The organism is Caballeronia sp. LZ016 (assembly GCF_031450805.1).
GTDB lineage: Bacteria > Pseudomonadota > Gammaproteobacteria > Burkholderiales > Burkholderiaceae > Caballeronia.
In genome coordinates this window covers 593,097-618,753 of sequence record NZ_JARTVY010000002.1, presented here as the reverse complement: position 1 = coordinate 618,753, position 25,657 = coordinate 593,097, and the positions used below count along the sequence as shown (strand labels likewise).

Genomic DNA, 25,657 nt, shown 5'->3' with positions numbered 1-25,657 from the left:
GCTGCCCGGACGGCTGACCATGCCAGAAAGATAGACACAGCGCCGCGCAAGAGCCGTCGCAGGCGTCCCGCCGATTCCTCGTGCAAGCAGCTTCCCAGGTTTTCTTTTGACCAGAAGAACCGGATGGTCCTTGCTTTGCCGGAATCTGGCTAGACGCCCGGGAACGCAATAAGTCGCCATCTTTCAGTCCGTGCGTGAAGCGTCGCTATCACCGCCGCAGGACAATACTCACCGAGCATGTCTGGATGAAGCAGTGCATCCGCTTCGTCCAGACAGACCGACAGACTGCAGCCTCAAACCGCAAACACCCTCACCACCTCCTCCAGCCTGCGCCCCTGATCCTCCAGCGCCTGCGATGCCGCCGCCGCTTCCTCCACCAGCGCCGCGTTCTGCTGCGTCACCTGATCCATCTGCGTGATCGCCTGATTGATCTGCTCGATGCCGCGTCCCTGCTCCGCCGACGCCGCCGCGATCTCTTCCATGATGTCCGTCACGCGCGCGATCGCCTGTGTCACTTCGGTCATCGTCGTGCCCGCTTCGCCCGCCAGCGCCGAGCCGCCGCGCACCTGGTCCACCGAACCCGCGATCAGCTCGCGAATCTCCTTCGCCGCCGTCGATGAACGCTGCGCCAGACTGCGCACCTCGCTCGCGACCACCGCAAAGCCGCGTCCCTGCTCGCCCGCCCGCGCCGCCTCCACCGCCGCGTTGAGCGCCAGAATGTTCGTCTGGAACGCGATGCCTTCGATCATCCCCGTGATCTCCGCAATCTTCGTCGAACTGTTGCTGATGCCCTGCATCGTCGAAACCACGCGCCCCACCACGTCGCTCCCCTTTCTCGCCACCTCCGACGCGTTCGACGCCAGCGCGCTCGCCTGCTGCGCATTCTCCGCGTTCTGCCGCACGGTAGACGTCAGTTGCTCCATGCTCGCCGCCGTCTCCTCCAGCGACGCCGCCTGCTCCTCCGTGCGCTGGCTCAGGTTCGTATTGCCGCTCGCCAGTTCCTTCGCCGCGCCGCCCACGGCGCCGCTGCTCTCGCGCACGCGGCCGACGGTCTCGGTCAGGCGGGCATTCATCTCGGCCAGCGCGCGCAACAGGTCGCCCGTTTCGTCCTTCCTCGTCGCATCGATACGGCTGCGCAGATCGCCGCGCGCGACCGTCCGGGCGACATCCACCGCAACGCCGATCGGCGCAGTGATCGAACGCGTGATCGCGATCCCGGCCAGCACCGCGAACAGCGCGCCGATCGTGCACATCGCGACCAGCAGATTGCGCTGCATCCGATAGTTCGCCTCATACGCACGCACCATCTCGTCGCGGCGATGATTCGTGTAAGTCATGTAGTCGTCCGTGGCCTTGACCAGTTGCGCGAGCAGCGGACGGCACGCTTCGTCGAGCTTGACGATGGCCTCTTCGCGATGCCCGCCGAGCGCGAGACCCGCGATGTCCGTGGCCACCGGCCCGTAGAGCGCCTCGACGCGCTTCATTTCGGCGACGAGCGCGCGTGCGTGCTCGCTCGTATCGGCCGCGGCGGCGATCATGTCGTCGAGTTGCCTGAGTCGCGCCTTCACGTCGTCGTGCGCGCGGAGCGCTTCGGCCTCTTCGAGATCGATGTCGGCTGGCTTCGTGACGAGCACGAGATTGCGCGCCGCGATCGCACGGCGGTCGACGGCCGTGCGGACCTGAGCGGCCACATCGGCGCGGGCGTTGATCCCGTGGACGTAGTGGGTGAAGTCATCGGTGGCGACCGACAGCGCGCGCAGCGACACGCCCGCGACGACCATGACGAGGACGGCGAGCACGCCGAAGCCGGCAATGAGCTTGTTCTTGATCGTGATGTTATGGAGATTCACTTGTGGCCTTTTCCCTGGATGGGTCGGAATGACTGGCGCCTGTCGTCCGCACATGCACGAAACCGCACTCGGTAACGTTTGCCTGCACGAGAACGCGGGACGCTCTTCTTGCCTCTATTTACGGCGCGTTCCCGCCGCTCTTAAGGCTTCACCCGTACGAATCGTCGGACATTCGTCCATGCGGGCTGCCCGGCGCGTCGGAAATTCGGAGATTCGGCGATACTGAGCGACTCCCGCTTCCAGACGACACCTCATGTCCGATCTGCTCGACCTCCGCACGCCCGAATTCAAAGCCGCAATCGCCACGCTGCCGCCGACGCCCGCGCTCGGCGTCGACGAAAACTACTGGGACGCCGTGCGCGGGCTGTATCGACAGTCGGACGCGCTAATCAATCTGGAGAACGGCTACTGGGGCGCCATGACCGAGCCGGTCAAATCGATGTTCCATTACTGGACCGATCGCGTGAACTACGAGACGACCACGCTCGTGCGCGCGCACTGGCCGGCAGTTCACGATGGCCTGCGCGAGCGCGTGGCGACGGCGATGGGCTGCGGCATCGACGAAATCGAACTGACGCGCAACGCGACCGAAGCGCTGCTCGCGCTCATCAGCGGCTATCACCGCCTCGCACCCGGCGACACGGTGCTCTACAGCGACCTCGATTACCCCTGCGGCAAGGACGCGATGGAGTGGCTACGCGAGCGGCGTGGCGTCACGCCCGTGCGGATCACGATTCCCGAGCCGGGCGCGTCGCAGGACGCATTCCGCCAGCGCGTGATCGAGACGTATGCGGCGGCGCTGCGGGCGCATCCGCGCACGCGGCTCGTACTGGTCTCGCATGTGTGCTTTGCGACCGGGCTCATCATGCCCGTGGCCCAAATCTCGGCGATGGCGAAGGATGCCGGCGCGGACGTCATCGCCGATGCCGCGCACTCCTGGGGCATGCTCGATTTCGACGTGCCGTCGCTCGATGCGCCCTTCGTCGCGCTCAATCTGCACAAGTGGATCGGCGCGCCGCTCGGCTGCGGAGCGATGTTCATTCGAAAGGGACATGTTGGCGCGATCGATCCGTATCTCGGCGACCGCACCTGGCCCGCCGATGACATCCGCGCGCGCGTGCATACCGGATCGCCGAACTTCGCGGCATGGCTCACGCTGCCATCCGCGCTGGAACTGCATCGCCGGATCGGGGCGCATGCCAAGGAAACGCGTCTGCGCGCGTTGCGCGATGCCTGGGTCCGACCGGCGCGCGAGCTGCCGGGCGTGCAGGTCATGACGCCGGATGGACCGTCGATGACAGCGGGCATCAGCGCGTTCCGGCTGCACGGGCAGTCGCCCAAAGCCACGAGCGATGCGCTGCGCGAGCGCTTCGGCGTCTTCACGGTGACGCGGCCGGGACCGGACGCCGGCGAAGTCGTGCGCGTCACGCCGGCGCTGTTCACGCGCATGTCCGACGTGCAAAGGCTCGTCGACGCGCTGACGGTGCTCGCCCGCGAAGCAGCCTAGCGCACGGCCGAGGCGCGCTCGTCGAGCCGGTCGATCAGCTCGTTGAGCGCATCGGAGCAAGGCGCTTCGACCTTCAGCGCGAGCAGCGCATCCGCTCGCGTCTTGCCGATGTTGATCGCCGCGATCGGCTTGCCGCTCTTCGCCGCCCATTCGCAGAACCGGAAGCCCGAATACACCATCAGCGACGAGCCGATGACGAGCATCGCGTCCGCCGCATCGAGCGCGCTCGCCGCGTCGTGAACCAGTTCGCGCGGCACGCTCTCGCCGAAAAAAACGACATCGGGTTTCAGCATGCCGCCGCAATGCGTGCAGCCCGGGACATCGAAAGCAGCGAAGTCGAGGTCTTCGATCAGCGCGTCGCCGTCCGGCACCGCAGGCGCGGTATGGCCGATGAAATCCGGGTTCGCCGCTTCGAGCAGCCGCTGCACCGCCGCGCGTTCGTGCCGCGCGCCGCACGTCATGCAGCGCACCCGCCCGATGTTCCCATGCAGTTCGATCACGTCGGGATTGCCGGCGCGCGTATGCAGTCCATCGACATTCTGCGTCACCAGCCGATGCACCCGCGAACGCGCCGCCAGCGCCCGCACCGCATGATGCGCGGCGTTCGGCTTCGCATTCGCGACCACCGGCCAGCCGATCATGCTGCGCGCCCAGTATCGGCGGCGCGCGTAGTCGGAATCGAGAAAGTCCTTGAGCATGATCGGCGCGCGGCCGGTGCGCTGGCCATCGCGGTCGCGATAACACGGAATGCCGGACTCGGTGCTGATGCCCGCGCCCGAAAGCACGAAGAGCCGCGGATGCCGCTCGACGAAGTCATGAAGTGAAAGCACGTGCCGTCTCTTGAGCCGAAGTATCGTGGAAATATACGGGCAAACGCGCGGGCGCGCTCGGCGGCGCGGTTCAAAAGTGGCCTTACCACTTGTGTAGGGTGAATAACTGGCTTGACCAAACGCCGTCACATCGATAGATTGATGCGCTTCCCTGCCCTCACCTAGAACGAGACCCACGATGCTGACCGTCATCTGCGAAACTCCCGGAACCCTGAAGGCCGAACAGCGCGAGAAACCGCAGCGCGGCGACAACGAAGTGCTGCTGCGCGTGAAGCGCGTCGGCGTGTGCGGCACGGACCTGCACATCTTCACCGGCAACCAGCCGTATCTGTCGTATCCGCGCGTGATGGGCCACGAGCTTTCCGGAGTGATCGAGGAAGCGGACGCGTCGAGCGGCCTCAAGGCGGGCGACACCGTCTACGTGATGCCGTATCTGTCGTGCGGCAAGTGCGTCGCGTGCCGTCAGGGCAAGACCAACTGCTGCGTGAATATCCAGGTGCTCGGCGTGCATCGCGACGGCGCGTTCACCGAATACCTGAACCTGCCCGCGCAGTTCGTCCACAAGGCGGAAGGCGTGACGCTCGATCAGGCCGCGATGATCGAATTTCTCGCGATCGGCGCACACGCCGTGCGGCGCGCGGACGTGCAGCCGGGGCAACGCGTGCTGGTCGTCGGCACGGGGCCCATCGGCATGGCGGCCATCACGTTCTCGCGGCTGCGCGGCGCGAACGTGACAGCGCTCGACACGCGGGAGGACCGGCTGGCGTTCTGCCGGCGCGAGCTGGGCGTCGATTCGACCGTGCAGATCGGCGAGCGCGACAAGGAAGAACTGTCGCAACTGACGAACGGCGAGTTCTTCGATGTGGTCTTCGATGCGACCGGCAATCCGCGCGCGATGGAGCGCGGCTTCGAGTTCATCGCGCACGGCGGGAAGTACGTGCTCGTGTCGATCGTGCCGGATCGTCTCTCGTTCGCCGATCCCGAATTCCACAAGCGCGAAGCGACGCTGCTCGCGAGCCGCAACGCGACGCCGGAAGACTTCGAAACCGTGCTCGCCGCGATGCGCGCGGGCAAGGTTCCGACCGATGCGCTCAACACGCACCGCCTGGCGCTCAACGACGTGCCCGAAAAGTTTTCGACGCTGCTCGACCCAAAGGCCGGCGTGGTGAAGGCGATCGTCGAATGCTGAAGCGGCGTTAGTCGGGGCGGCTGCGCGGATAACGCGGCCGCCCTCGAGCGTCGTGCCACGGCTCGGCCGTCTTGCACCAGATCTCGTAGGCGGGCGGATAAAGGCCGGGTTCATCGAAGATGCCGGCCGGCACTTCGATTTCCGGCACGCCGTCGAAGGCGAGAAAGACGGGCGAACCGCATGTCGGGCAATGATGACGGCGGCCCGTCGACGAGCTTTGCCAGGCGATGGTGTCGCCCGAGACCTGAACGGCATCGCGTTCGAAGATCGCATAGACGGCGAACGGCGCGCCGTGGATGCGGCGGCATGTCATGCAATGGCACAGATTCACGTCCTTCGGCTTAGCGAGGACGCTCACGCTGACTGCGCCGCATGCGCAGTGTCCCTGGTGGATCGGAGTTCGGTTCATGCGTGGCTCCCGATGTGGCCGCCCTCGCAGGATACCGCGACCCTATCGCACGAAATACCCTTTGCCCTGCATGCAGTCGCTATAGGCGCGCCAGTAGCGGGCCATCGGTGGTTCCGGTGGCGGCAGCGGCGGCATTTTCATATCGCCGCCGAGGATCGCATCCGAAGCGCCCGAGGGCATCGCCACCTCAGACGCCGGCATCGCAGCCGATGCGCCCGCCGCCACTGTCGCCGAAGCCCCCGACGCCGCGACCGCGCCCGAAGCACCGGATGCGGCGAGCGCGCCCGACGGCACCGCCGGCAGCGGCGGCTCGACGGGACGCGGCGAAATCAGCGTGCGCGTCTGGGTCTCGCTGTGCTTCGGCGGCGTTTGCGATTCACGCGCCATGTTGACCTTCGTGGTCTGATTGGCGAAGGCGTAGCAGGCTGCCGTATCGACGGACTGTTGCCACGTGCTTTGACTGCGGCCGGGCAACGTCATCGGCTGCTGTGCGAGCGCGGTGCAGGACACCGCGAGCAACGCGAATCCCGCGTAAGTGGAAGGTTTCATTGGCGTGCGTTTCCCCGATGCGGTGTTTTTAGTCGTTGCAGTCTCGCGCCCTTCGCGCCTCTCCGTTGGCTGCGCGTCGTTCGGCAAAGGGCCGCGAGTCTGCGCCGGGCCTGCTGTCAAGGATACCGCGCGCGTCATTGCGCGCACCACGCCAGAAGCACCGGCTTCTTCCGCCAAATTCGTGTTACCGGGGAAGCGCGTGCATCAGAACTTCATGCCGACGCCCAGACCGAGCACCCACGGATCGATCTTGAGCGACCCGAGATCGGCGCCGCCTGCCGACGCGCTCGTACGCATCCATATCTTCTTGACGTCCGCATTGACGAAGAGCGTCTTCGTCACCTGCACGTCGACGCCGGCCTGCAGCGCGGGGCCGAAGCTGCTCCGCCTGATGGCGACGGGGGTATCCCCGGCCTTGAGCTTGTCGTTATAGAAGTACGTGTAGTTGAGGCCCGCGCCGACGTATGGGCGCACGCGTCCCTGATGATTGAAGTGATACTGCAGCAGCACGGTCGGCGGCAGCACGCCGACGCCGCCGAGCCCGCCGATATCGGACGTCACCTGATGCCGCGACGTCGCGAGAATGAGCTCGACGCCGATGTCATCGCGAATCATGTATGTGAAGTCGAGTTCGGGAACGATCGCGTTGTTCACGTCGACGCCGAGCGAGCCGAGCGCGCCGCCCGCGCTGACCTGCGGCTGAATGCTGATGGCGCGAAGCCGCACGAGGACATCGCCGGCGTGGATGCCGCTCGTCGTATCGCCCGTCGATACCGCAGGGTCCGCATGCGCCGCACCGGCGAACAGCGACGCACAGGCCAGGACCATTGCTCCGAGACTTCTTCCCATTTGCTTTCCCCATTGAAAGCCTGATTGTCTCGGGGGCGAATGCACGAGCGTTTGATGGCCGACAAGCCACCGTTTCGGCCGATGCGCGCGCCACGCGCAACCTTGCGCGACGACAAACAATGAGCGCGGCAGGACCGGTGTTTGCTTCGACAGAACAAACCGCAGAACATACGGAGGACGAGATGAGACCCACTTCGAAGATACTCGGCGGCGTCGCGGCGATGCTCATCGGCGGCACGATTGCGATGACCGCGAACGCGCAGAATCCGACGGCCACGCCCACGCCGAAGCCATCCGGGCAACAGGAAACCCAACCGAACTCGCCGAAACCCAGCCGGCTGGATAACGACAGCACGCCGGCTTACCAAGAGCGCAACGTGACGCCGCCGGGCCACGCGGCCACTGCCGCGAGCGGCGCGTTGAAAACGGACTCGGGCAAGACATCGGCGGGAAAACAGCCGCCGCCGAAAAGGCCGAACGGCATCGGCTTCGACACCGATGCGGGCAGCATGGGCAAGAAGCCCTGACGCTTGATTGGTGCGAGCGGCATGTCGCCGCTTGCGCTTACTTCTTGTTCGGCCAGGGCCACGTCGCGTAACGCGACGGCTCCTTCTTCGCGCTGACTTCCTTTCTGGTGCTGGCCTCGACGGGCTTTGTCGGCGCGACGCTTTCCTTCTTCGTTTCGCGCGCCGGCACCGGCTCGGATTCAGGCTCAGCCACTGCCGGATGCGCTGGCGCCGCGCTCTGAGCGACTTCGGGGACGTCCTCGCCGAACCAGCCCACTTCCGCGCGCCGCTCGTCGACATAGGCGCGCCAGCCGGCCGCGTTGTCGTCGAAGAGATCGGATTTGACGGTGCTCGCGAGCATGGGACGATTGAGCGACGCGTCGAGCAGCGCCTTCGGCCAGATGAAGAATGCGCCCGACGCACGACGAATGAAGTCGCGCGGCGTCATGCGCTGATCGACGAAGCCGAGCAGCGTGAAGCTCGCGAGCGCATCGTTGCCGCGCACCGCATCGCCGATGCTCGCGTAGTCGTCGGCGCATTGGCTCAGGCAAAAGACCGTCTCCAGCACATCGCCGAGATGCAGCAGCAGTGCGCGTCGTTCATAGGGTTCTTGCGTGGCGGCCTCTTTCGTCATTCGCTCTTCCGTTCGGTAAAGGGTGAATTAAGGGCGAGCGCCGGTGGTGCTCGAGCGCCGCGTTCATGTCGATTCTATCGAACCTGAAGCCGCTCACCATGCGGCGTGTTTTCATCGGCAGATTCGATACGGGCCCATGTCCACATGGAAATGCGTTCGATGCAGCGCGTTGTAGTCGGGGCCGAGCGTCGTATCGAAAGAACGGCACGCGCCGTCGTGGACGCGGCGCAGGAAATCCGCATCGAGCGAGCCGGCGTCGTTCCAGTCATTGAGCGTGATGCGCTTTCCATCGGCAAGCACGAAGCCCGTCAGGTCGATGGCGTTCGCGCTCGCATGCTGGCTCAGCGCCGCGTCTTTCTGATGATTCACGTTGCGGCACGCATAGCTGCCCACATGCTCGATGCGCGCAACGCGCTTCCCGAACACTTCGACGGCTGCGGGCTGGAGATACTGCGCTTCGAAGAACGCCATGCCGACGGCGAGCGGGCATGTTGCGAGAAACGGCGCGCTGAAGCGCACGTCTTCCGACTGCGAGACGCGCACCACGTCTTTCAGCTCGCAGCCGCCTGCGCCCGTCGTGTCGGCCATCGGCTTATAGACGAAGCCGGACTTTGCGAGCGCGGCGTCGCAGAGCTTCGGGTCATGCGTTGCGCGCCAGAGCTTGTACGCGGTGAGCGGACCGCGCGGGGCGCGGACATCCAGCGGCGCGAACGGATCGTATCGCTCGGGCACGGCGATGCGCCGCGAATACACCGCATAGCCCAACGCGAGCGCCGCCACGAACCCAAGCAGCAACAGCCATCCGGCGATGCGCGCGATCATCGCCGGCACCGCGCCTTATTCGGCGGCACTGGCCTGCACGCGCTCGGCGAGCTTCGCGTCGTAACTCGAATGGACGTGCACGCGTTTCTTGTCGGGATACGCATACGCATAGGCTCGGCGCAAAGCAAGCGATGCCTCATGAAAGCCCGACAGAATGAGCTTTTGCTTGTTCGGATACTGCGCGATATCGCCAACCGCGAAGATGCCCGGCCGCGACGATTCGTAATTCGAAGTATCCACTTCGATGCGCCCGCCGCGCACGTCGAGGTTCCACTGCGCGATCGGCCCGAGGTCCGCGACGAGACCGTACAGCACGAGCAGCTTGTCGGCGGCGATATCCGTCGTGCCCTCGATGTGCTTGATTCGCACGGCGCGCAGCGCATCGTCGGGCGCGTCGAGCGAATCGATCATGCCGACGACGAAATTCATCGCGCCCGCTTCGACCTTGCTCTTCATCGCCGCGACCGACGCCGCTGCCGCCGAGAAGCCGTTGCGCCGATGCACGAGCGTCAGCTTGCGCGCGACGCCGCATAGGGCGAGCGCCCAGTCGAGCGCGGAATCGCCGCCGCCCGCGATCACGACGTCGCGATCGCGCAAATCGTCGATGCGCGGCACGCTGTAGAGCACGTCGCGATCTTCGAGCGCATCGGCTTGCGGCACTTGCAGACGCTGCGGCACGAATGCGCCGTTGCCGGCCGCGATCAGGATGGCGGCCACATCGAAGGTCAGGCCCTGTTCCGTCTGCACCGTCCAGCGATGATCGTCCCGCTGTACGACCGTCTGCACGCGCTGCGACAGATGAATGGGGACGTCGAACGGGCGAATCTGCGTCATCAGGCGATCGACGAGTTCGCGCGCCGTGCATGACGGAATCGCGGGAATATCGTAGATCGGCTTGTCGGGATAAAGCTCGATGCATTGTCCGCCGATCCGCCCGAGCGCATCGACGATATGGCATGAAAGCCCGATGACGCCCGCCTCGAACGCCGCGAAAAGCCCGACGGGGCCCGCGCCGATGATCAACACGTCGGTGCGGATCGGACTGCTGTGTGGTTCCATGTGATCGTTTTCCGTGAGTGCGGCTGTGCGTGCTTCTCGCCTGTCGCACAGCATTCTTCGGTCCACGATACAGAAAGCGTCGGCACGGAGCAACGAAGCCCCTGCCCTTCGAGCGGCGATTGTCTAGCCTCGCGCGTTGAACGCGTCGTCGAAGGAGACGATGCCCGCGGGCATCGCGCCGCGGAACTTCAGCGCCTGGAAATACGGCGCGGGAACGCCGGGCAACACGAGCGCGGGAGTCGCGCTGAAGCCGAAGCGGCCGTAATACGCGGGATCGCCGAGCACGACGCAGCCTGCCGCGCCGGACGCCTCCAGCCGCCCGAGCGCGTGTGCGGCGAGCGCGCTGCCGATGCCTTGCCGCTGCCGCACCGGTGCGACGGCGAGCGGTCCGAGGCCGAACCATTCCTGGTCGCGTCCATCGATCAGAACGGGCGACAGCGCCACATGCCCGATCACGCTGCCGCCCTCCACCGCCACCAGCGACACCGACAAGCGCCCGGCTTCCCGAAGCGCGTCGACGATGAAGTGCTCGGTGTGACTCGAGTGCGGCGCATCGAGAAACGCAGCCGCCGTCAACGCAGCGATGGCCGCGATGTCGGACGGCCGCTCGCATCGAATATCGAACGTGATGCTCACTGCCTGTTCAGCTCCCGCGCATAGTAGTTGGAAGCCGCGTCGATTTCTTCGGGCGTCATGTTGCGCGCGACGTTGCGCATGACTTCGTTGATGTCGTTGGTGCGCGTGCCGTTGGCGAAGGCGATCAGCTGCGACTTCGTATAGGCCGCCGGAAGACCATCGATCCACGGGCTGCCCGCCTTGTTGTCGATGCCGCCATGACACGCCGCGCACGGCGCGATATTGCGCATCGGCGCACCGTGGGACACGATCGTCGGCGCGAGCGCATCGCTCACCTTGCGCTGCGCGGGCGGCCTCGGCAGATTCGCGTAGTACGCGGCGAGATCGCGCATGTCCTGATCGCTCAGGTTGACGGCCATCGGCGACATCACCGCGTTGTTGCGCGCGCCCGTCTGAAAATCGATCAGTTGCTTGTAGATGACCGACGCATACTGCCCCGCGAGATTCGGCGAATTCGCTTCGCTCATGCCGCGTTCGCCGTGGCACATCGTGCATCGGAGGGCGAGCGTCGCGCCGCGTCCGATGGAGTTCGCGCTTGCGTTGGCGAGCAGTTGCGGCGTCACTTCGACGGCGCTGAGCTTCTTTTTCGGCTCTACATTCGTATCGCCCGAATACCAGTTGCGCGGCACGCCCGCCGCGCTGCAGATCGCATTCCAGATGCCGGTGAACGACGCACCGCGCTGAACGGACGGCAGCCACACGAAGCCGATCACCGCCGATACCGCCGCGATGCCGATCGTCCCTAATACGCTGGTCGCGAACCAGCGATTGCGGAAAGTGAAGAGGCGCTCGTCGTTCATCGCTGCGCTCCGATGGGAACAGCGGGCACCGATGTATCCGAGCGCGCGAGAAGCTGCGCGATCGGATAGCCGTAGTTGACGAGCGTGAGGCCGATCATCAGCGCGAGCCACAGCGCGAAGCTATTCAGCGCGACCGGAATCGTGCGCGGCTCATGCACCGCGCGGCTGAACGTGTATTGCTCGACGCTCACTCGCTGCGCGCGATGCCCGCGTATCAGCACGACGAAGAACAGCACCGCCGACACGACCAGAATGAAGCCGCCGATGACCGACATGATGACGGACGCGGCCTGATGCGCGATCTGCGGATCGCCGTAGTCGTAGAACGCCATGCGTCGCGGCATGCCGAGAATGCCGGTGTAATGCCACGGGAACGTCAGCACGATCATGCCGATGAACCACAGCCACAGTTGCCAGCGCATGAGGCGGATGCTCTGCAGCGCGCGGCCCGTGAGATGCGGCCAGAGGTCATAGGCGATCGCGAAGTACATGATGACGATCGCGCCCGCGAAAATCAGATGGAAGTGGCCCGTCACCCATTGCGTGTTGTGAACGGTCGAGTCGAGCTGATAACTCATGTTGATGAGGCCGCCCGCGCCGCCGAAGCCGAGCATCACGAACGAGAACGCGACGGCCAGCATCATCGGATTGCTCCACGGCAGCGCCTTGACCCAGCCGAACGCGCCCTTGCCGCCGCGCAGCCGCGCCGCGATCTCAACCGATGCGCAGATGGTGAACACGGTCAGCAGCGTGGGCACGGCGACGAGCGCGGTGAACACCGAATGCATGAACTTGAAGCCCGAGCCCACTTGCGGATCGGCGAACAGGTGGTGAATGCCGATGGGCATCGAGACCACGAGGAACAGGATGAACGAGATGCGCGCCATCGCATCGCTATAGAGGCGTCCGCCGATGGCGCGCGGAATGATCGTGTAATACGCGATATACGCGGGCATCAGCCAGAAATAGACGATCGCGTGCAGCGTCCACGAGAAGAACACGCGCGCGAGGCCGGCATCGATCGTGGACTTCCAGCCGAGCGCCACCGGCAGGATCATGAACAGGACTTCGATGGCCGCGCCTACCGCCGTCCAGCCCCACAGATACGCGCCCGCGACGGTGGCGAACATCGGCAGCGGCACGGTCCTGCCGCGATTGTCGCGCTTCCAGGCGTGCAGATTCACCGACATCAGCGCGACCCAGATCCACGATCCCACTACGACGAGCACCACGCCGAGGTAATAGAACGCGCTGCCGATCATCGGCGGATAGAACGTGTAGAGCACGGAGGCGAGGCCCATCGCGACCGGGATCATCGCCATGACGGAGCCGACCGCGACGAGCCAGAAGCCGATCCACGCCCAGCGCACGCCCACGAGCGTGCGCTTGAGCGATAGTTCCGTGACCGCGTAGCCGAAGCCCATCGCGATGAGCGTCGGGAACACGTAGCCCATCGCGGAGCCGTGAGCCGTCACCGAGCGATAGTAGATCTCGGGATTCTGCAGCCCGGCGAAGAGCGGGCTGCGCGCGAACATCTGCCACGCGCCGAGCACGAGCGCGACGCCGAACGCGATGAACGCAAGCCAGAAGTGCGCGAGGATGAGGCGCTTGCTATTTAACACAGGACAGTCTCCGCGAATCGGCCGGCAGCTTGTCGGCCATCTGCATGAACTCGTTGCGATCGATCACCTTCACATGCGCCCACATGCCGTGATGGCCGACGCCGCAGAACTCGTGGCACGGCATCAGATGGTCGCCGGGTTCGTCGAACGTGGTCTTGAAGGTCGAGACATAGCCCGGCTCCAGCATCGAATTGATGTTCGTCTTGGTGATGAGAAAGCCGTGCACGACATCCGAACTCGTCGCGCGGAACGTGACCGGCACGCCTGCGGGTACGACGATGCACTGCGGCGTGAACGAGTACTGCTGGGCCACGACGCGCACCGTCACCGAGCCGTCGCTTTCGGGCGCGGTGCCGAGATTGCTTTCGATGAATTCGCCCGACACGTGCAGCGTTTCGGGCCGCACGGTCTCGACGCGCGAAGGCGGCATCATCGCCCAGTGCAGGCCGGTGTAGACGACCATCGCGACGAGCACGACGACGATCGCGATGACGAGCATCGCCCAGCGTTTTTCGACGCGTTCGGCGACTTCGTGTGAATGCGGATTGATGGCCATAGGTTCACTGAATGACGCCGCGCGGCAAGAACACGGCGAAGTAGAAGACGAACCAGCTTCCGATGACGATGGCCGTCGCGACGCCCGCGACGGCGAGCGCACCGCCGGGGCCGCTTCTCACGATTTCATCGACGTTCGCGTCTTCGTTGGGATCTTCGTTCATGGTGTCGTCGATGCTCAATAAAGTGGTGCGGAGCGCAGTTCGTTCACTTCCTTCACCGATACCGGCGCGCCGCGATTGCCCCACGCCGTGCGGATATACGTGACCACCGCCGCGACCTCGACATCCGACAGCGATTGCGCGAACGGCGGCATGCCGTAAGGCTTCGGATTCTTGAACGTGCCGGGCGGATAGCCGCCGTTCAGCACCATGCGGATCGGGTTCACGGCGGAACTCATCACGATGGACTGGTTGTTCGCGAGCGGCGGAAAATCGGGCGGCTTGCCCTGTCCCTGCGCGGCATGGCATTCGGCGCATTGCGCGTCATAAATCTTCTTGCCGAGCGGCGAGAGGCTCGTGCGCTGCTCCGTGACGGCCTGGCTCGGCGGTTCGGACTTGTCGCCGGCGCGCGCGGGCAGCGCCTTCAGATAGACGGCCATCGCGCGCACGTCTTCTTCGCTCAGATATTGCAGGCTGTCGTAGACGACCTCGGCCATCGGCCCATATACCGCGCCGCGATTGCTCACGCCCGCATGCAGCAGGCCGACGATTTCGTCGATGCTCCAGTCGCCCAGCCCCGCCTCGCGGTTCGACGTAAGCGAAGGCGCATACCAGTTCTGGATCGGGATCAGCCCGCCCTCGAACGCCTTCGACGACACATTGCCGCCGAGCGCGTTGATCGCGGTATGGCACATCGAGCAATGCCCGAGCCCTTCGACGAGATACGCGCCGCGATTCCATTCGACCGACTGCTTCGGGTCCGGCTGATACTCGCCCTGCTTGAAAAACAGCGACCGCCAGCCGAGCAGCAGTTCACGCCGGTTGAACGGAAAGCGCAGTTCATGCTGACGGTTCGGCTGATGCACGGGCGGCGTGGACATCAGGAACGCGTAGATGGCGTCGGAGTCGGCGCGCGTGACCTTCGTATAGGAGGTGAACGGCATCGCCGGATAAAGCAGCGAGCCGTCGCGCGAGCGGCCCGTGTGCATCATGTTGTAGAACTCGTCGGCGGTCCATTGACCGAGTCCCGTCTCCTTGTCCGATGAGATGTTCGGCGTGAAGAGCGTGCCGAACGGCGTCTCCATCGGGCGGCCGCCGCCGAAGGTCTTGCCCGCCGGCAACGTGTGACACGCGATGCAATCGCCCGCACGCGCCAGATACTCGCCGCGCTTGACGGTGGCGGCGTCATAAGTCCTGGCTTGCGCGGCCGCGTCCTTGACAGGCCCGATCCACGCAGCGATCAGGACCGCGATCAGGACCGTTATGGCAAGCGCCCCAAGTTGTCGGAAACGAAGCACGTCGGGTCCTCTTCAGTTGTGAACGCTGCCGCAGGCGAGCGGCATCTTCAATGATCCGGCCGCGACCGGCGCCGGATTGGCCGGCGCGGGGAGCGAAGCGAGATAGGCGGAAATCGCGGTGATGTCGCGCTCGCTCAGAAGTTGCGAAACCTGGCGCATGCAGTCGGGCGCGAAGGTCGTTCGCGTGCCGTAGCGCCATGCACCGAGCTGCGCGCTGATGTAGTCCGCGTGCAGGCCGAGCAGGCCGGGAATCGCGGGCTCCATGCCGCTCATCGACGCGCCGTGACAGCTCACGCACGCCGGCACCTTGCGCGACGGATCGCCCTTCATGACGAGCGTCTTGCCGAGATCGAGCGTTTTGGCGTCGACGGTGACGGGGCCGGGCTGCGGGAACGGCGGACGTTCGGCGGCGAAGTAATCGGCGATCTGCTTGAGGTAGGCATCGGGCAGATACGCGAGCAGGTAGTTCATCGGCGGGTACTTGCGGCGCCCGTCGCGAAACGCGAGCAACTGGTTGTAGAGATAGCCTGCGGGCTTGCCGGCCAGGCGCGGGAAGTAATCGTTGTCGGTGCCCTCGCCGTGCGCGCCGTGGCAGGAGGCGCATCCCATCACGCGAGCCTGCATCGTGTCCGGTGCGCGTTCGAGCGGCGCGCCCGCGGCGCTCGCCGTCGGCGCGTCTGCGGCGAACGCCGCGATACTGCAAAACGCGAAGAGCGCGGAGAACACCATCCGGGCGCTGCGCTGAGCCGCGTGTCCGGCATTTGCGACGTTTGCCACGTTTCCCACGTATCCCCCGTGTCGAGTTGCCGTTCTTGACGCGCCGCGAAGGTTCGATCCCACGTTCGATCCATGCCGGCGCGCTTCTTCAAAGCACTGCAAAGGTCTTGCCGATGACGGGTTGTGCCTGGCTTCTCGAATGTTAGGAGGAAGTCCCCGTTTTCTCCAGCCCGGAGATTGTCTCAATACTTGTTATCGATACGCGTGACAAGAAGACACGTTTCTTTGCGTTTGGACAAAGAGACGCATTATTTTGGGATGTTCAACTGAGCGGTAGATCGCATGAGACGCGCGCCGGTGCTGCGCCGTCGGCGTGCGACGACCATTTTCGAGACGCCGCCCGACGCGTCACTTGAGACCGAGCCGGCGTGCGAGCCGATTCAGGTTCGCGCGGTCGATGCCCAGCTCCCGCGCGGTCGATGCCCAGTTCTGACCGTTGCGCGCGAGCGAATCGAGGATCAGCGTGCGCTCGTAGGCGGTCACGGCTTCGCGGAAATCCGCGCCCGGCGCAGTCGATACCGGCGCGGGCGGCGATGCGGCGTTCGCGGTATCGGCGATGCCGAAGTCGCCGGCCGTCAGCGTGAGAATGCGCGGCCGCTCCCGATGCGCCGCGAGCGCCTTCAGCGCGCTGCGTCCGATCAGATGCTCGAGCTCGCGCACGTTCCCGGGCCAGCGATAGGCCAGCAGCGCGGCCTGCGCGTCGGCCGACAGCCGCAAGCTCAGCAGGCCGAGCCGCGAACGGTTCTCTTCCAGGAAGTAGCCCGCGAGCAGCAAGACATCGCGGCCCCGCTCGCGCAGCGGCGGCACCACGAGCGGATAGACCGACAGCCGGTGATACAGGTCAGCCCGGAAACGCCCGGCGCGCACTTCGTCGGCGAGATCGCGATTGGTGGCGGCGATCAGCCGCACATCCACCCGATGCTCGCTGTCCGATCCGATCCGCTGCAACTGACCGTTCTGCAAGACGCGCAGCAGCTTCGCCTGAATGGCGAGCGGCAACTCGCCGACTTCGTCGAGAAAGAGCGTGCCGCCGTCCGCGAGTTCGAACTTCCCGCGCCTGTCCGCCGATGCACCCGAGAACGCCCCGCGCACATGCCCGAAGAGTTCGCTCTCGACGAGCGTGTCCGGCAGCGCGGCGCAATTGAGGCTCACGAGCGGCTTGTCCGCGCGCGGCGACAGCGCGTGAATCTCACTCGCGACGAGTTCCTTGCCGACGCCCGTTTCGCCCGTCACGAGCACGGTGAGATCGCTCGACGCGACAATCGCGATCTCGTCCATCAGATGCCTGTGACTCGCGCTGCTGCCGATCATCTCCTTGCGGCGCGGGCCGCTCGCCTGCCGATACACCTCCGCGCGCTGGCGTTCGGCCTCGCTTGTCCGCGCGAGCCTGTCGATGCGCTCCGCGACGCTCACGGTCGCCGCCGCGAGACTCAGAAACGCCTGCAACGAAGCCATGTCGATGCCGTCGAAGCGCGCGGGATCGAGCGCATCGAGTGTCAGCAATCCCCACGGTCGCCCGTCGACGAAAAGCGGGCTGCCGAGGCAGTCGTGGACTTCGAGGCTCGCGCCCGCGTGCTTGACGAGGCCGTCGTAGGGATCGGGAAGCTCGGAGTTGGCGGGAAAGCGCGTCGGTTCCGGGCGGGCGAGGATTCGCGCGAAGCGGGGATGCTCGCCAACGCGGAAGCGCCGGCCGAGCGTATCGCTCGCGAGGCCGTCGATGGCCAGCGGCACGAGCGTATCGCCGTCGAGGCGCAACAACGCTGCGGCATCGCCGGGAAAGAGTGCACGCAGTGTGCTGAGCAAACGCCGGTAGCGTTCGGTGTCCGGCATGTCGCGCGACAGGTCTTCAATGAGCGGCACCAGCGCGTCGAGCAGGACGCGCGAGGTCATTGCGACTACGTCGGCAGTCCGTTTGACCAGTGTTGTATCGACCATGGCGCGAGTTAAGCAGTTGATTATGTGGAGATTCTATACTGGCACAGAATCTGTATAAGATTCGGCCGAACGCGAAGCACACCCTTTGCCATTGTCACGAGGACTACAACCATGCTGTCAGCAGAACACCGCGCCATCGTCAAAGCTACTGTTCCGCTGCTGGAAAGCGGCGGCGAGGCGCTCACCCGCCACTTCTACGCGATGATGCTCAACGAGTATCCGGAAGTGCGGCCGATGTTCAATCAGGCACACCAGGCCAGCGGCGCGCAGCAGCGCGCGCTGGCCAACGGCGTGCTGATGTACGCGCGTCACATCGATGAACTCGAAAAGCTCGGCGGCCTCGTCGGGCAGATCATCAACAAGCACGTCGCGCTCGACATTCAGGCGGAGCATTATCCGATCGTCGGAAAGTGCCTGTTGCGCGCCATCCGCGAAGTGCTCGGCGAAGAGATCGCCACCGATGCCGTCATCGAGGCATGGGCCGCGGCGTATCAGCAACTGGCCGACTTGCTGATCGGCCTCGAAGAAGGCATCTACAGCGAGCGGGAGAAGGCGCCGGGCGGATGGCGCGGCACGCGGCGTTTCGTTGTCGCGCGCAAGGTCGCCGAGAGCGACGAGATCGCGTCGTTCTATCTCGTGCCCGAGGACGGCGGCGCCCTGCTCGACTTTCATCCGGGCCAGTACATCGGGCTGCGCATGGTCATCGACGGGGAAGAAGTGCGCCGCAATTACTCGCTGTCCGCCGCGCCGAACGGACGCGAATACCGCATCAGCGTGAAACGCGAGCCGGAGGGCAAGGTCTCGAACTTCCTGCACGACCGGGTGCACGAACGCGACACGCTCGAACTCTATCCGCCCGCCGGCGACTTCAGGCTCGACCATAGCGAAAAGCCGCTGGTGCTGATCAGCGGCGGCGTCGGCATCACCCCGACGCTCGCGATGCTGCAAGCCGCGCTCACGGCGACCACGCGGCCGATCCACTTCATCCACGCAGCGCGGCATGGCGGCGTGCATGCGTTCCGCGCGGTCATCGAGGATCTCGCGGCGCGTCATCCGCAACTGAAGCACTTCTACTGCTATGAGCAACAGCGCGACGGCGATCGCGAAGCGCACGGTTTCGGCTTCGTCACCGAGGCGCTGCTCGACAAATGGCTGCCGAAGAACCGCGACGTGGACGCGTATTTCCTCGGCCCGAAGTCGTTCATGAAGGCGGTGAAGAAGCATCTGAAGGCGCTGGGCGTGCCGGAGTCGCAGAGCCGGTATGAATTCTTCGGGCCGGCTTCGTCGCTCGAATAACGTCGTCCTCTTGGAGCGAGGCGTGGCCGGGCAACGACGCGCGGCCACGCCTCCCCCTGCCGCCCGACTGGTCACCTGAAATCCTCCGAAACCGGTCATGTCACCGCGCCAGCAACGCGCCTAATCTGTCGATGTGACAGCGCGCTGCGCACGTCTCATAACCGATAAAGGAGCTATTCATGCAACCCCGTCTCGACTTCTACAAAGCCAGCCCCGCCGCAATCAAGGCGCTGATCGGCGTCGAAGAGCGCATCGGCAAGTCATCGATCGAGAAGTCGCTCGCCGAACTCGTGCGGCTGCGCGCGTCGCAGATCAACGGCTGCGCGTTCTGCGTCGACATGCACACGACCGACGCGCGCAAGGGCGGCGAAACGGACCGGCGTCTCGCGACGGTCGTCACGTGGCGCGAAACGCCCTTCTTCACCGACCGCGAACGCGCCGCGCTCGAATGGACCGAGGCCCTCACGCTGATCGCGCAGGACCACGTGCCGGACGCCGTATGGGAAGCCGTCAAGCCGCATTTCAGCGACGAGGAGATCGCCGACCTCACCTTGCTCGTCTCCGCGATCAACAGCTGGAATCGCTTTGCGATCGCGTTCCGCAAGATGCCCGAGTGAGGAGCACGCGCCATGAGCATTCGTCGAATTGTCGCAGCGGCGCTGGCCATCGCAGTGTCGGGCGCATGGGCGCACGGCGGCGATGAGGAAAGCGTCACGCCGCTGATGAAGCAGGCGTTGCCCGAAGCGCCGGGCAAGAACGTCCTGATGGCGACAGTCGCGTTCGAGCCGGGGCAGGCGTCGCAGGCGCATCGGCATCCCGGATCGATCTTCGTGTATGTGCTCGAAGGGCATGTCGTGTCGCAACTGGAAGGATCGGCGGCGAAGACGCATGGGCCGGGCGAATCGTGGTATGAGCCGCCCGGCGCGCATCACATCGTGGCGAAGAACGCGAGCGGGACGGAGCGCGCCGTGTTGCTCGTATTCGCGATCGCCGGGGAAGGCGATCCCGTCAAGTCGCCGATTCCGCATTGACTCATGTAGCGAGGACAGAATGAAGACCCCTGAAGCCGCACCGATATTCGTCGCCGCACCGCGCGGGCGCGGCTCCGGGAATCCATCGCGCTTCGCCTTGTTCAATCTCGGCTTCCGGCCGCTGTATCTCGGCGGCGCGGCATTTTCGGCCGTCGCGCTCGTCGTCTGGCTGTTGGTCTTGCGTGGCGTGCCGCTTTTCGGAGGCTATCTGCTGCGCGCCGACCCGATCGGCTGGCACGCGCACGAGATGGTCTTCGGTTTCGCGGGGGCGATCGTCGCGGGCTTTCTGCTGACGGCCGTGCGCGCGTGGACCGGACGCGATACCGCGAAAGGCGGACTGCTCGCCGCGCTCGTCGCGTTGTGGCTCGCGGCGCGCGTGCTGGTGTGGAGCGGGCCTGCCCTGCCCGCTGCGATCGTCGACAGCGCGTTTTTGCCGCTCGTCGCGCTCGCGCTGTTGCGCGTGCTCGTGAAGGCCGGCAACCGGCGCAATTATTTCGTCGTGCCCATGCTGCTGGCGTTCGGCGGACTGAACGCCATGTCCCACGGTTTCACGCTGGCCGCGCGTCCTGATCTGGCGATGGCGTGCATCGAGGCGGCGGCGGGCATCGTCGTCATGCTGGTGAGCGTCATCGGCGGACGCGTGATTCCGATGTTCACCGCCAACGCGATTCCCGGCTTCGTCACGCGTCGATGGCGCGTCGTCGAGATCGCCGCCGCGCCGCTCACCCTCGCGGCCCTGCTCGCCGATGCCTTCGCGCCCGGCCGCGCGTTCGTCGCGGTCCTCGCCCTCTTCGCGTGCGGCGTGCATCTGGCGCGGCTCGCCGGCTGGCGCGCTCACGCGGTGCGCGGACGGCCCATCGTCATGATTCTGCATCTCGCGTATGCGTGGCTGCCGATCGGCTTTGCGCTGCTCGCGCTGAGCACGGCGGGGTCGCCACGCGTGCCGCATACGCTTGCGATGCACGCGTTCACGGCGGGCGTCGTCGGCGGCGCGATCATCGCAATGATCACGCGCACCGCGCGCGGTCACACCGGCTTGCTGCTGGTGGCGGATCGATGGGACATCGCTTGTTATGCGCTCGTGATGTCGGCAAGCGCGCTGCGTGTGTTCGGGCCGATAGCGGCGCCATCGGCGCAGGGGTGGTGGATCATCGGCGCGGGATCGTGCTGGATTCTCGCCTTCGCGATCTATGTGACGGCGTACGCGTCACGGCTCGTTCGCCCGCGTGCGGATGGCAAACCCGGCTGACGACGGTTTTTGACAGTGGCGCGCGCCGCGTCGGGGACAATGCGCGCGATCGTCAGAAACCTGCTTGTCGCCATGAAACGCCTTCGCATTGTCGCCGTACTCATCGTCGCATCGCTCATGCTCGGCGGATGCGGACTCTTCGGCTGTTCAGGCTGGGCCACCAACGGCGGCGGCTTCGGCGGATGCAGCGTCGGCACCCGGTTCTGAGGCGCCCGCTTCTCGCCTCAGCCTGTCCACATCCACGTTTTCAAGATAGCGCCGGATGTTTCCCCACACCGGATGAAAGCCGTAGCCGCCGTTCAGCAGTTCGTCTTCCGCCTGCCCCTTGGTCCATCCCTGATACACCACGCGATACAGCGCCGACACGAGCCCCGTGCGATCCGCGCCGTGCTGGCAGTGGATGAGAACGGGGCCGTCGCGGTCCACGTGGCGTAGCGCCTGGAGCGCGGCGATCATGTCCTCGTCGCGAATGTTCCAGGTGTTGATGCGGATGCGCTGCAGCGCGATGCCGCTTCCCGCCAGCAACCCGTCATCGGAATGAAACGAGCGGAAACTGATGATCTTGCGGATGCCGAGCGCGCGCAAACGCGGCAGATCGTCCGCGGTGATTTGCGCGCTCCGATACAGCGACGGCGTAATGCGATGCAGGTTGTCGACGTGCGTATAGACCATCGGCTCCGCCCAGTTCAGCGGCCGGGCGGCGACGGGCATCGCATGCGGATTGCCCGCGTGCGTGACGAGCGGCGCGGCCTTGAGCATCGACGCAACCGCGAACACTGCCGCCGCGACGCCCGCGCCATAGAACGCGACGGACACGATCCTACGCACGACGCGATTCCTTCTTCGCCGACAGGAAGAACAGCACGCACGCGGCGGCGGTCATCGTCCAGTAATCGGTCGGCGCAAATGCGATCCAGTGCTTGTGCCACGGCACGTGATGCGGATCGAACCGCGCGATGCCGTAGGCCGGATTCAGCACGAACCACAGGAAATCCTCGACGAGCCAGAATGTCATGATGCACGCGACGATGCGCGCCTCGATACGCCACGACCATCGCGCAAAGAAGACGGCCGGCAGATGAAAGAACAGCGCGACGAACGGGAACACCCACGCGTGATAGCCGGTCATGGGCCGGCCGCCCCAGAAGATGTCGAGCAGCCAGTGATGTTCGATGCGCCACGTCGGCAGATTCGCAGCCCATCCCGCGCTGCCTTCGATCTGAATCTCGACGTTGGCGAAGAAGAACCCGAGCAGCACGACCCACGCGATCAGCGCAACGAGATGACATGCACGGCGGCTCATGCTGCTGTCCCCAGCACGGTGTCGAGCACGACACGCGCCGCGTGCGGACGCGCGATCGGCGCGATGCGGCCGCGCATCGCGTCGAGTTGCGCCCAATCGTTCAGCAGCGCGCGGATGCGATATTCGAGCGCGGCGGCATCGACGGCTTTCAGCGCGACGCCCCGTTCGAGCAGGAAATCGGCGTTGCGTTCTTCCTGGCCGGGAATCGGTGAATTGACGATCATCGGCACGCCCATCGCGAGGCATTCGGATGTGGTGAGTCCGCCGGGCTTCGTGATGACGAGATCGGCGCACGCCATCAGCCGTTCGACTTGCGATGTGAAGCCCATCGGCAGCAATCGGCCCGGATGACGGCGCGCGACTTCGCGCAATGCGTTCAGCAGCGCTTCGTTGCGGCCCGCGAGCGCGATCAGCTGAAAATCCGCGTCCATCGACAACAAGCGCGCGGCGAGCGTATCGAGCCCGCCGAGCCCTGCGCCGCCGGACATCATCAGGAACGTCGGGCGATGCGGATCCAGACCGAACTGCGCCGCGCACGCTGCGCGATCGTGCTGCTCCGCGAAGGCGGGCATCACCGGGATGCCGCTGACGTGAACGGATTCTGCCGGCAGACCGCGTTCGCGCATGCGGCAGGCGATTTCATCGTTGGCGGCGAAATAGCCTTGCATGTGCGGCACGACCCACAATCGATGCAGGTCGAAGTCCGTCACCTGCACCCACACCGGCGTCTGCAGATTGCCCTTGCGACGCTCGCGCGACAGCAATTCGGCCGGCAGAAAGTGCGTGCAGACGATGGCATCGGCGTGATGACGTGCGATTTCTGCTTTCAGCGCGCGGCAGTTGAGCCGCTCGACGGCGCGTCGCACACGCTCGCCGAAGGATCGCGGGGAGGCGTTGTCGGTCCTCTGATAGAGGTAGCTCCAAAGCGCCGGCTGATGCGTGACCAGCTTGACGTAGAAGTCCGCGTAGAGCGCACGGAAGCTCGCCGGGACGAAGTCCATGACGTCGAGGTGCACGGCTTCGACGCCGGAAGGATGAAGCGCGGCGTGGGCGCGAAGCGCCTCGGCGGCGCGTGCGTGACCCGCGCCGGCGCTCACGCTGAGAAGGAGAAGTTTTGACATGCGAAGCAAATGAGCGGAAACCGTCCGCGCGACGCACGCCGCGCGGACGGGCTGGATCATAGCCGCCCTTGCTTCAGTTCAACCGCGATTGCATGGATTTTCACAGTCGCGGGTATGGCTCACGCGTTCGTTCTCACTCCTTCACAGCCGGCGAATACCCCATATCGACGCCCGCATCCCTCGCATGCTTCTGCGTGTGCGCGCTGCGCATCGGCTTCAGCACGAAGAGCGCGAGCAGCGCCGCGATGGCGGCCATCCCCGCTGCCAGCATGAAGACCGAGTGCCAGCTTCCGGTCGCCTTCGTGATCACGCTCGAGAACGGCACCAGCAGCGCGGCCGTGCCCTTCGCCGTGTACAGCAGGCCCGCGTTGGTCGCCGCGAACTTCGGTCCGAAGGTGTCGCCGCACGTCGCCGGGAACAGGCTATAGATCTCGCCCCAGGCGAAGAACACGATGCCCGTCAGCACGACGAACGCCACCGGGTTATGCCCGAACTTCGACAGCGCGACGATGCCGACCGCCTCGATGGCGAACGCGACGAACATCGTGTTCTCGCGTCCGATCTTGTCGGATACCCAGCCGAAAAACGGCCGCGTCAGGCCATTGAGCACTCGGTCGATGGTCAGCGCGAACGTCAGCGCGGGCAGCGTCAGGCCGAGTATCGACACGGGCGAATCCTGCAGGCCGAAGTCCTTCGCGATGGGACCGAGCTGCGCGGTCGCCATCAGACCACCGGCGGCCATCATCACGAACATCAGGTACATCACCCAGAAGATCGGCGACGCCAGCACCTGCTTCGGACTCGCGTTGTACACCGCGCGCTTCAACGTCGTCTTCACCGCCGCGAGCATGTGCGCGGGCGGCGCGTAGAGCGCCATGCCGAGCAGGAACACGACGAGGCCCTGCCCCAGCCCGAACCACAGGAAGGTCGCTTCGTAACCGCTCGACTTGATCATGTGGGCGATCGGCACCACGGTCGCCGCCGATCCCATGCCGAAGCCCGCCGCCGTAATGCCCGCCGCGAGCCCGCGCCGCGTGGGGAACCACTTCAGCGCATTGCCGACGCACGTGCCGTACACCGCGCCCGCGCCGACGCCGCCGATCGCGGCCGCCAGATACAGGAGCGGCAAGGACGACGCCACGGAGTTCATCGCCCAGGCGATCGCACACAGCAATCCACCGCCGACGACCACCGGACGCGGCCCGTACTTGTCGACCAGATAGCCTTCCACCGGCACGAGCCATGTTTCGGTGACGACGAAGATCGTGAACGCCACCTGAATCGCGGCGCGGCCCCAGTGATATTTCTCGTCGATCGGATTGACGAAGAGTGTCCATCCGTACTGCATGTTGGCGATCATCGCCATACAGATCACGCCGAACACCAATTGCACCCACGGCGACGCTAGACGCGACGCCCCCTCCTGGCGATTCATCTGGTCCATGCCTGTCTCCTTGGCACTGCTGCCTTTGTGTAATCGGACGTCGAGCGACGCCTCTTACGATGCCGCCGATACGGCGTCATCGCATATACACAGTATGTGATATATCAAGTAAGTCAAGCGAAAGAAACGGCGGGGTTTTCACTTAGGACAGCGCTTTTCGTAAGTTGCTGAAAGGCATGTCGCAGCGCGGCGCAGCGCAAAAAAAAAGCCCGGCAGGAATAAAGC

General features: G+C 65.3%; 27 protein-coding genes. 7 read left to right on the top strand and 20 right to left on the bottom strand.

What is annotated here, in order from left to right:
- Positions 1 to 293: 293 nt before the first annotated feature.
- Positions 294 to 1,850 (bottom strand): methyl-accepting chemotaxis protein, encoded by a 1,557-nt coding sequence (locus tag P9220_RS16265; protein ID WP_309766038.1) that lies wholly within the window; start codon positions 1,848 to 1,850, stop codon positions 294 to 296.
- 253 nt (positions 1,851 to 2,103) lie between these two features.
- Between P9220_RS16265 and P9220_RS16260 the strand changes: the two genes are divergently transcribed.
- Positions 2,104 to 3,357: an aminotransferase class V-fold PLP-dependent enzyme gene (locus P9220_RS16260; protein ID WP_309766037.1), complete on the top strand. Its 1,254-nt coding sequence runs from the start codon at positions 2,104 to 2,106 to the stop codon at positions 3,355 to 3,357.
- Here P9220_RS16260 and P9220_RS16255 read toward each other — a convergent pair.
- Complete coding sequence (locus P9220_RS16255; RefSeq protein WP_404980266.1) at positions 3,354 to 4,187, bottom strand: NAD-dependent protein deacetylase; 834 nt, start codon at positions 4,185 to 4,187, stop codon at positions 3,354 to 3,356. The two genes, P9220_RS16260 and P9220_RS16255, sit on opposite strands and share 4 nt — an antisense overlap.
- Before the next feature lie 178 nt (positions 4,188 to 4,365).
- Between P9220_RS16255 and P9220_RS16250 the strand changes: the two genes are divergently transcribed.
- Positions 4,366 to 5,376: a zinc-binding alcohol dehydrogenase family protein gene (locus P9220_RS16250; RefSeq protein ID WP_309766036.1), complete on the top strand. Its 1,011-nt coding sequence runs from the start codon at positions 4,366 to 4,368 to the stop codon at positions 5,374 to 5,376.
- 7 nt (positions 5,377 to 5,383) lie between these two features.
- Here P9220_RS16250 and P9220_RS16245 read toward each other — a convergent pair whose 3' ends face one another.
- The 3 genes from P9220_RS16245 to P9220_RS16235 form a co-directional block, all read right to left on the bottom strand.
- Complete coding sequence (locus P9220_RS16245; protein ID WP_309766035.1) at positions 5,384 to 5,785, bottom strand: GFA family protein; 402 nt, start codon at positions 5,783 to 5,785, stop codon at positions 5,384 to 5,386.
- A 42-nt stretch (positions 5,786 to 5,827) separates the two neighbouring features.
- Entirely contained in the window at positions 5,828 to 6,334 is a 507-nt protein-coding gene (locus P9220_RS16240) for a hypothetical protein (RefSeq protein WP_309766034.1), read from the bottom strand.
- Between the two features lie 204 nt (positions 6,335 to 6,538).
- The gene (locus P9220_RS16235; RefSeq protein WP_404980265.1) at positions 6,539 to 7,162 is read right to left on the bottom strand and encodes an OmpW/AlkL family protein; all 624 of its coding nucleotides are present in this window, start codon (positions 7,160 to 7,162) and stop codon (positions 6,539 to 6,541) included.
- 203 nt (positions 7,163 to 7,365) lie between these two features.
- Between P9220_RS16235 and P9220_RS16230 the strand changes: the two genes are divergently transcribed.
- The gene (locus P9220_RS16230) at positions 7,366 to 7,710 is read left to right on the top strand and encodes a hypothetical protein (protein ID WP_309766033.1); all 345 of its coding nucleotides are present in this window, start codon (positions 7,366 to 7,368) and stop codon (positions 7,708 to 7,710) included.
- 37 nt (positions 7,711 to 7,747) lie between these two features.
- Here P9220_RS16230 and P9220_RS16225 read toward each other — a convergent pair whose 3' ends face one another.
- The 11 genes from P9220_RS16225 to norR form a co-directional block, all read right to left on the bottom strand.
- A complete protein-coding gene (locus tag P9220_RS16225; RefSeq protein ID WP_309766032.1) occupies positions 7,748 to 8,323 on the bottom strand; it encodes a hypothetical protein in 576 nt (191 codons plus the stop codon).
- A gap of 111 nt (positions 8,324 to 8,434) precedes the next feature.
- The gene (locus P9220_RS16220) at positions 8,435 to 9,145 is read right to left on the bottom strand and encodes an extensin family protein (protein WP_309766031.1); all 711 of its coding nucleotides are present in this window, start codon (positions 9,143 to 9,145) and stop codon (positions 8,435 to 8,437) included.
- Between the two features lie 15 nt (positions 9,146 to 9,160).
- On the bottom strand, positions 9,161 to 10,204 hold the full coding sequence (locus P9220_RS16215) for an NAD(P)/FAD-dependent oxidoreductase (RefSeq protein WP_309766030.1): 1,044 nt from the start codon (positions 10,202 to 10,204) through the stop codon (positions 9,161 to 9,163).
- A gap of 123 nt (positions 10,205 to 10,327) precedes the next feature.
- Positions 10,328 to 10,834, bottom strand: coding sequence for an N-acetyltransferase (locus P9220_RS16210; protein ID WP_309766785.1), 507 nt, complete (start codon positions 10,832 to 10,834; stop codon positions 10,328 to 10,330).
- 2 nt (positions 10,835 to 10,836) lie between these two features.
- A complete protein-coding gene (locus tag P9220_RS16205) occupies positions 10,837 to 11,640 on the bottom strand; it encodes a c-type cytochrome (protein WP_309766029.1) in 804 nt (267 codons plus the stop codon).
- The gene (locus tag P9220_RS16200) at positions 11,637 to 13,262 is read right to left on the bottom strand and encodes a b(o/a)3-type cytochrome-c oxidase subunit 1 (protein ID WP_309766028.1); all 1,626 of its coding nucleotides are present in this window, start codon (positions 13,260 to 13,262) and stop codon (positions 11,637 to 11,639) included. Before P9220_RS16200 ends, P9220_RS16205 begins: the two co-directional genes overlap by 4 nt.
- Complete coding sequence (locus P9220_RS16195) at positions 13,252 to 13,818, bottom strand: cupredoxin domain-containing protein (RefSeq protein WP_309766027.1); 567 nt, start codon at positions 13,816 to 13,818, stop codon at positions 13,252 to 13,254. Before P9220_RS16195 ends, P9220_RS16200 begins: the two co-directional genes overlap by 11 nt.
- A 4-nt stretch (positions 13,819 to 13,822) precedes the next feature.
- Entirely contained in the window at positions 13,823 to 13,981 is a 159-nt protein-coding gene (locus P9220_RS16190; RefSeq protein ID WP_309766026.1) for a hypothetical protein, read from the bottom strand.
- A gap of 14 nt (positions 13,982 to 13,995) precedes the next feature.
- Complete coding sequence (locus tag P9220_RS16185; protein WP_404980264.1) at positions 13,996 to 15,276, bottom strand: c-type cytochrome; 1,281 nt, start codon at positions 15,274 to 15,276, stop codon at positions 13,996 to 13,998.
- A gap of 12 nt (positions 15,277 to 15,288) precedes the next feature.
- Positions 15,289 to 16,005 carry a c-type cytochrome gene (locus tag P9220_RS16180; RefSeq protein WP_404989558.1) on the bottom strand — a complete coding sequence of 239 codons (717 nt, stop codon included), beginning with the start codon at positions 16,003 to 16,005 and terminating at the stop codon, positions 15,289 to 15,291.
- Between the two features lie 396 nt (positions 16,006 to 16,401).
- On the bottom strand, positions 16,402 to 17,988 hold the full coding sequence (gene norR, locus P9220_RS16175) for a nitric oxide reductase transcriptional regulator NorR (RefSeq protein ID WP_309766025.1): 1,587 nt from the start codon (positions 17,986 to 17,988) through the stop codon (positions 16,402 to 16,404).
- 111 nt (positions 17,989 to 18,099) lie between these two features.
- Here norR and hmpA point away from each other — a divergent pair, with 111 nt between their 5' ends.
- The 4 genes from hmpA (at position 18,100) to P9220_RS16155 (ending at position 21,564) form a co-directional block, all read left to right on the top strand.
- Positions 18,100 to 19,284 (top strand): NO-inducible flavohemoprotein, encoded by a 1,185-nt coding sequence (gene hmpA, locus P9220_RS16170; RefSeq protein WP_309766024.1) that lies wholly within the window; start codon positions 18,100 to 18,102, stop codon positions 19,282 to 19,284.
- A gap of 179 nt (positions 19,285 to 19,463) precedes the next feature.
- Positions 19,464 to 19,901 carry a carboxymuconolactone decarboxylase family protein gene (locus P9220_RS16165; RefSeq protein WP_309766023.1) on the top strand — a complete coding sequence of 146 codons (438 nt, stop codon included), beginning with the start codon at positions 19,464 to 19,466 and terminating at the stop codon, positions 19,899 to 19,901.
- A gap of 12 nt (positions 19,902 to 19,913) precedes the next feature.
- Positions 19,914 to 20,315, top strand: a complete 402-nt coding sequence (locus tag P9220_RS16160; RefSeq protein ID WP_309766022.1) for a cupin domain-containing protein — start codon at positions 19,914 to 19,916, stop codon at positions 20,313 to 20,315.
- Positions 20,316 to 20,334: 19 nt separating this feature from the next.
- On the top strand, positions 20,335 to 21,564 hold the full coding sequence (locus P9220_RS16155; protein ID WP_309766021.1) for an NnrS family protein: 1,230 nt from the start codon (positions 20,335 to 20,337) through the stop codon (positions 21,562 to 21,564).
- 147 nt (positions 21,565 to 21,711) lie between these two features.
- Here the strand turns inward: P9220_RS16155 and P9220_RS16150 are convergent, their stop codons facing one another.
- The 4 genes from P9220_RS16150 to oxlT form a co-directional block, all read right to left on the bottom strand.
- A complete protein-coding gene (locus P9220_RS16150) occupies positions 21,712 to 22,392 on the bottom strand; it encodes a dual specificity protein phosphatase family protein (protein WP_404980263.1) in 681 nt (226 codons plus the stop codon).
- A complete protein-coding gene (locus tag P9220_RS16145) occupies positions 22,385 to 22,867 on the bottom strand; it encodes a hypothetical protein (RefSeq protein ID WP_309766020.1) in 483 nt (160 codons plus the stop codon). Before P9220_RS16145 ends, P9220_RS16150 begins: the two co-directional genes overlap by 8 nt.
- The gene (locus tag P9220_RS16140) at positions 22,864 to 23,988 is read right to left on the bottom strand and encodes an MGDG synthase family glycosyltransferase (protein ID WP_309766019.1); all 1,125 of its coding nucleotides are present in this window, start codon (positions 23,986 to 23,988) and stop codon (positions 22,864 to 22,866) included. The genes P9220_RS16145 and P9220_RS16140 overlap by 4 nt, the downstream gene beginning before the upstream one ends.
- Before the next feature lie 133 nt (positions 23,989 to 24,121).
- Positions 24,122 to 25,432 (bottom strand): oxalate/formate MFS antiporter, encoded by a 1,311-nt coding sequence (gene oxlT / locus P9220_RS16135; RefSeq protein ID WP_309766018.1) that lies wholly within the window; start codon positions 25,430 to 25,432, stop codon positions 24,122 to 24,124.
- Positions 25,433 to 25,657 lie beyond the last annotated feature (225 nt).

What these genes read in the sequence shown, in the direction of transcription:
- P9220_RS16180 (WP_404989558.1), bottom strand. Translation starts at nt 16,005, where the DNA reads ATGGTGTTCTCCGCGCTCTTCGCGTTTTGCAGTATCGCGGCGTTCGCC.
- P9220_RS16155 (WP_309766021.1), top strand. Translation starts at nt 20,335, where the DNA reads ATGAAGACCCCTGAAGCCGCACCGATATTCGTCGCCGCACCGCGCGGG.
- P9220_RS16190 (WP_309766026.1), bottom strand. Translation starts at nt 13,981, where the DNA reads ATGAACGAAGATCCCAACGAAGACGCGAACGTCGATGAAATCGTGAGA.
- P9220_RS16160 (WP_309766022.1), top strand. Translation starts at nt 19,914, where the DNA reads ATGAGCATTCGTCGAATTGTCGCAGCGGCGCTGGCCATCGCAGTGTCG.
- P9220_RS16225 (WP_309766032.1), bottom strand. Translation starts at nt 8,323, where the DNA reads ATGACGAAAGAGGCCGCCACGCAAGAACCCTATGAACGACGCGCACTG.
- P9220_RS16195 (WP_309766027.1), bottom strand. Translation starts at nt 13,818, where the DNA reads ATGGCCATCAATCCGCATTCACACGAAGTCGCCGAACGCGTCGAAAAA.
- P9220_RS16230 (WP_309766033.1), top strand. Translation starts at nt 7,366, where the DNA reads ATGAGACCCACTTCGAAGATACTCGGCGGCGTCGCGGCGATGCTCATC.
- P9220_RS16145 (WP_309766020.1), bottom strand. Translation starts at nt 22,867, where the DNA reads ATGAGCCGCCGTGCATGTCATCTCGTTGCGCTGATCGCGTGGGTCGTG.
- P9220_RS16235 (WP_404980265.1), bottom strand. Translation starts at nt 7,162, where the DNA reads ATGGTCCTGGCCTGTGCGTCGCTGTTCGCCGGTGCGGCGCATGCGGAC.
- P9220_RS16205 (WP_309766029.1), bottom strand. Translation starts at nt 11,640, where the DNA reads ATGAACGACGAGCGCCTCTTCACTTTCCGCAATCGCTGGTTCGCGACC.
- P9220_RS16220 (WP_309766031.1), bottom strand. Translation starts at nt 9,145, where the DNA reads ATGATCGCGCGCATCGCCGGATGGCTGTTGCTGCTTGGGTTCGTGGCG.
- P9220_RS16165 (WP_309766023.1), top strand. Translation starts at nt 19,464, where the DNA reads ATGCAACCCCGTCTCGACTTCTACAAAGCCAGCCCCGCCGCAATCAAG.
- oxlT (WP_309766018.1), bottom strand. Translation starts at nt 25,432, where the DNA reads ATGGACCAGATGAATCGCCAGGAGGGGGCGTCGCGTCTAGCGTCGCCG.
- P9220_RS16250 (WP_309766036.1), top strand. Translation starts at nt 4,366, where the DNA reads ATGCTGACCGTCATCTGCGAAACTCCCGGAACCCTGAAGGCCGAACAG.
- P9220_RS16140 (WP_309766019.1), bottom strand. Translation starts at nt 23,988, where the DNA reads ATGTCAAAACTTCTCCTTCTCAGCGTGAGCGCCGGCGCGGGTCACGCA.
- P9220_RS16245 (WP_309766035.1), bottom strand. Translation starts at nt 5,785, where the DNA reads ATGAACCGAACTCCGATCCACCAGGGACACTGCGCATGCGGCGCAGTC.
- P9220_RS16260 (WP_309766037.1), top strand. Translation starts at nt 2,104, where the DNA reads ATGTCCGATCTGCTCGACCTCCGCACGCCCGAATTCAAAGCCGCAATC.
- P9220_RS16215 (WP_309766030.1), bottom strand. Translation starts at nt 10,204, where the DNA reads ATGGAACCACACAGCAGTCCGATCCGCACCGACGTGTTGATCATCGGC.
- P9220_RS16240 (WP_309766034.1), bottom strand. Translation starts at nt 6,334, where the DNA reads ATGAAACCTTCCACTTACGCGGGATTCGCGTTGCTCGCGGTGTCCTGC.
- hmpA (WP_309766024.1), top strand. Translation starts at nt 18,100, where the DNA reads ATGCTGTCAGCAGAACACCGCGCCATCGTCAAAGCTACTGTTCCGCTG.
- norR (WP_309766025.1), bottom strand. Translation starts at nt 17,988, where the DNA reads ATGGTCGATACAACACTGGTCAAACGGACTGCCGACGTAGTCGCAATG.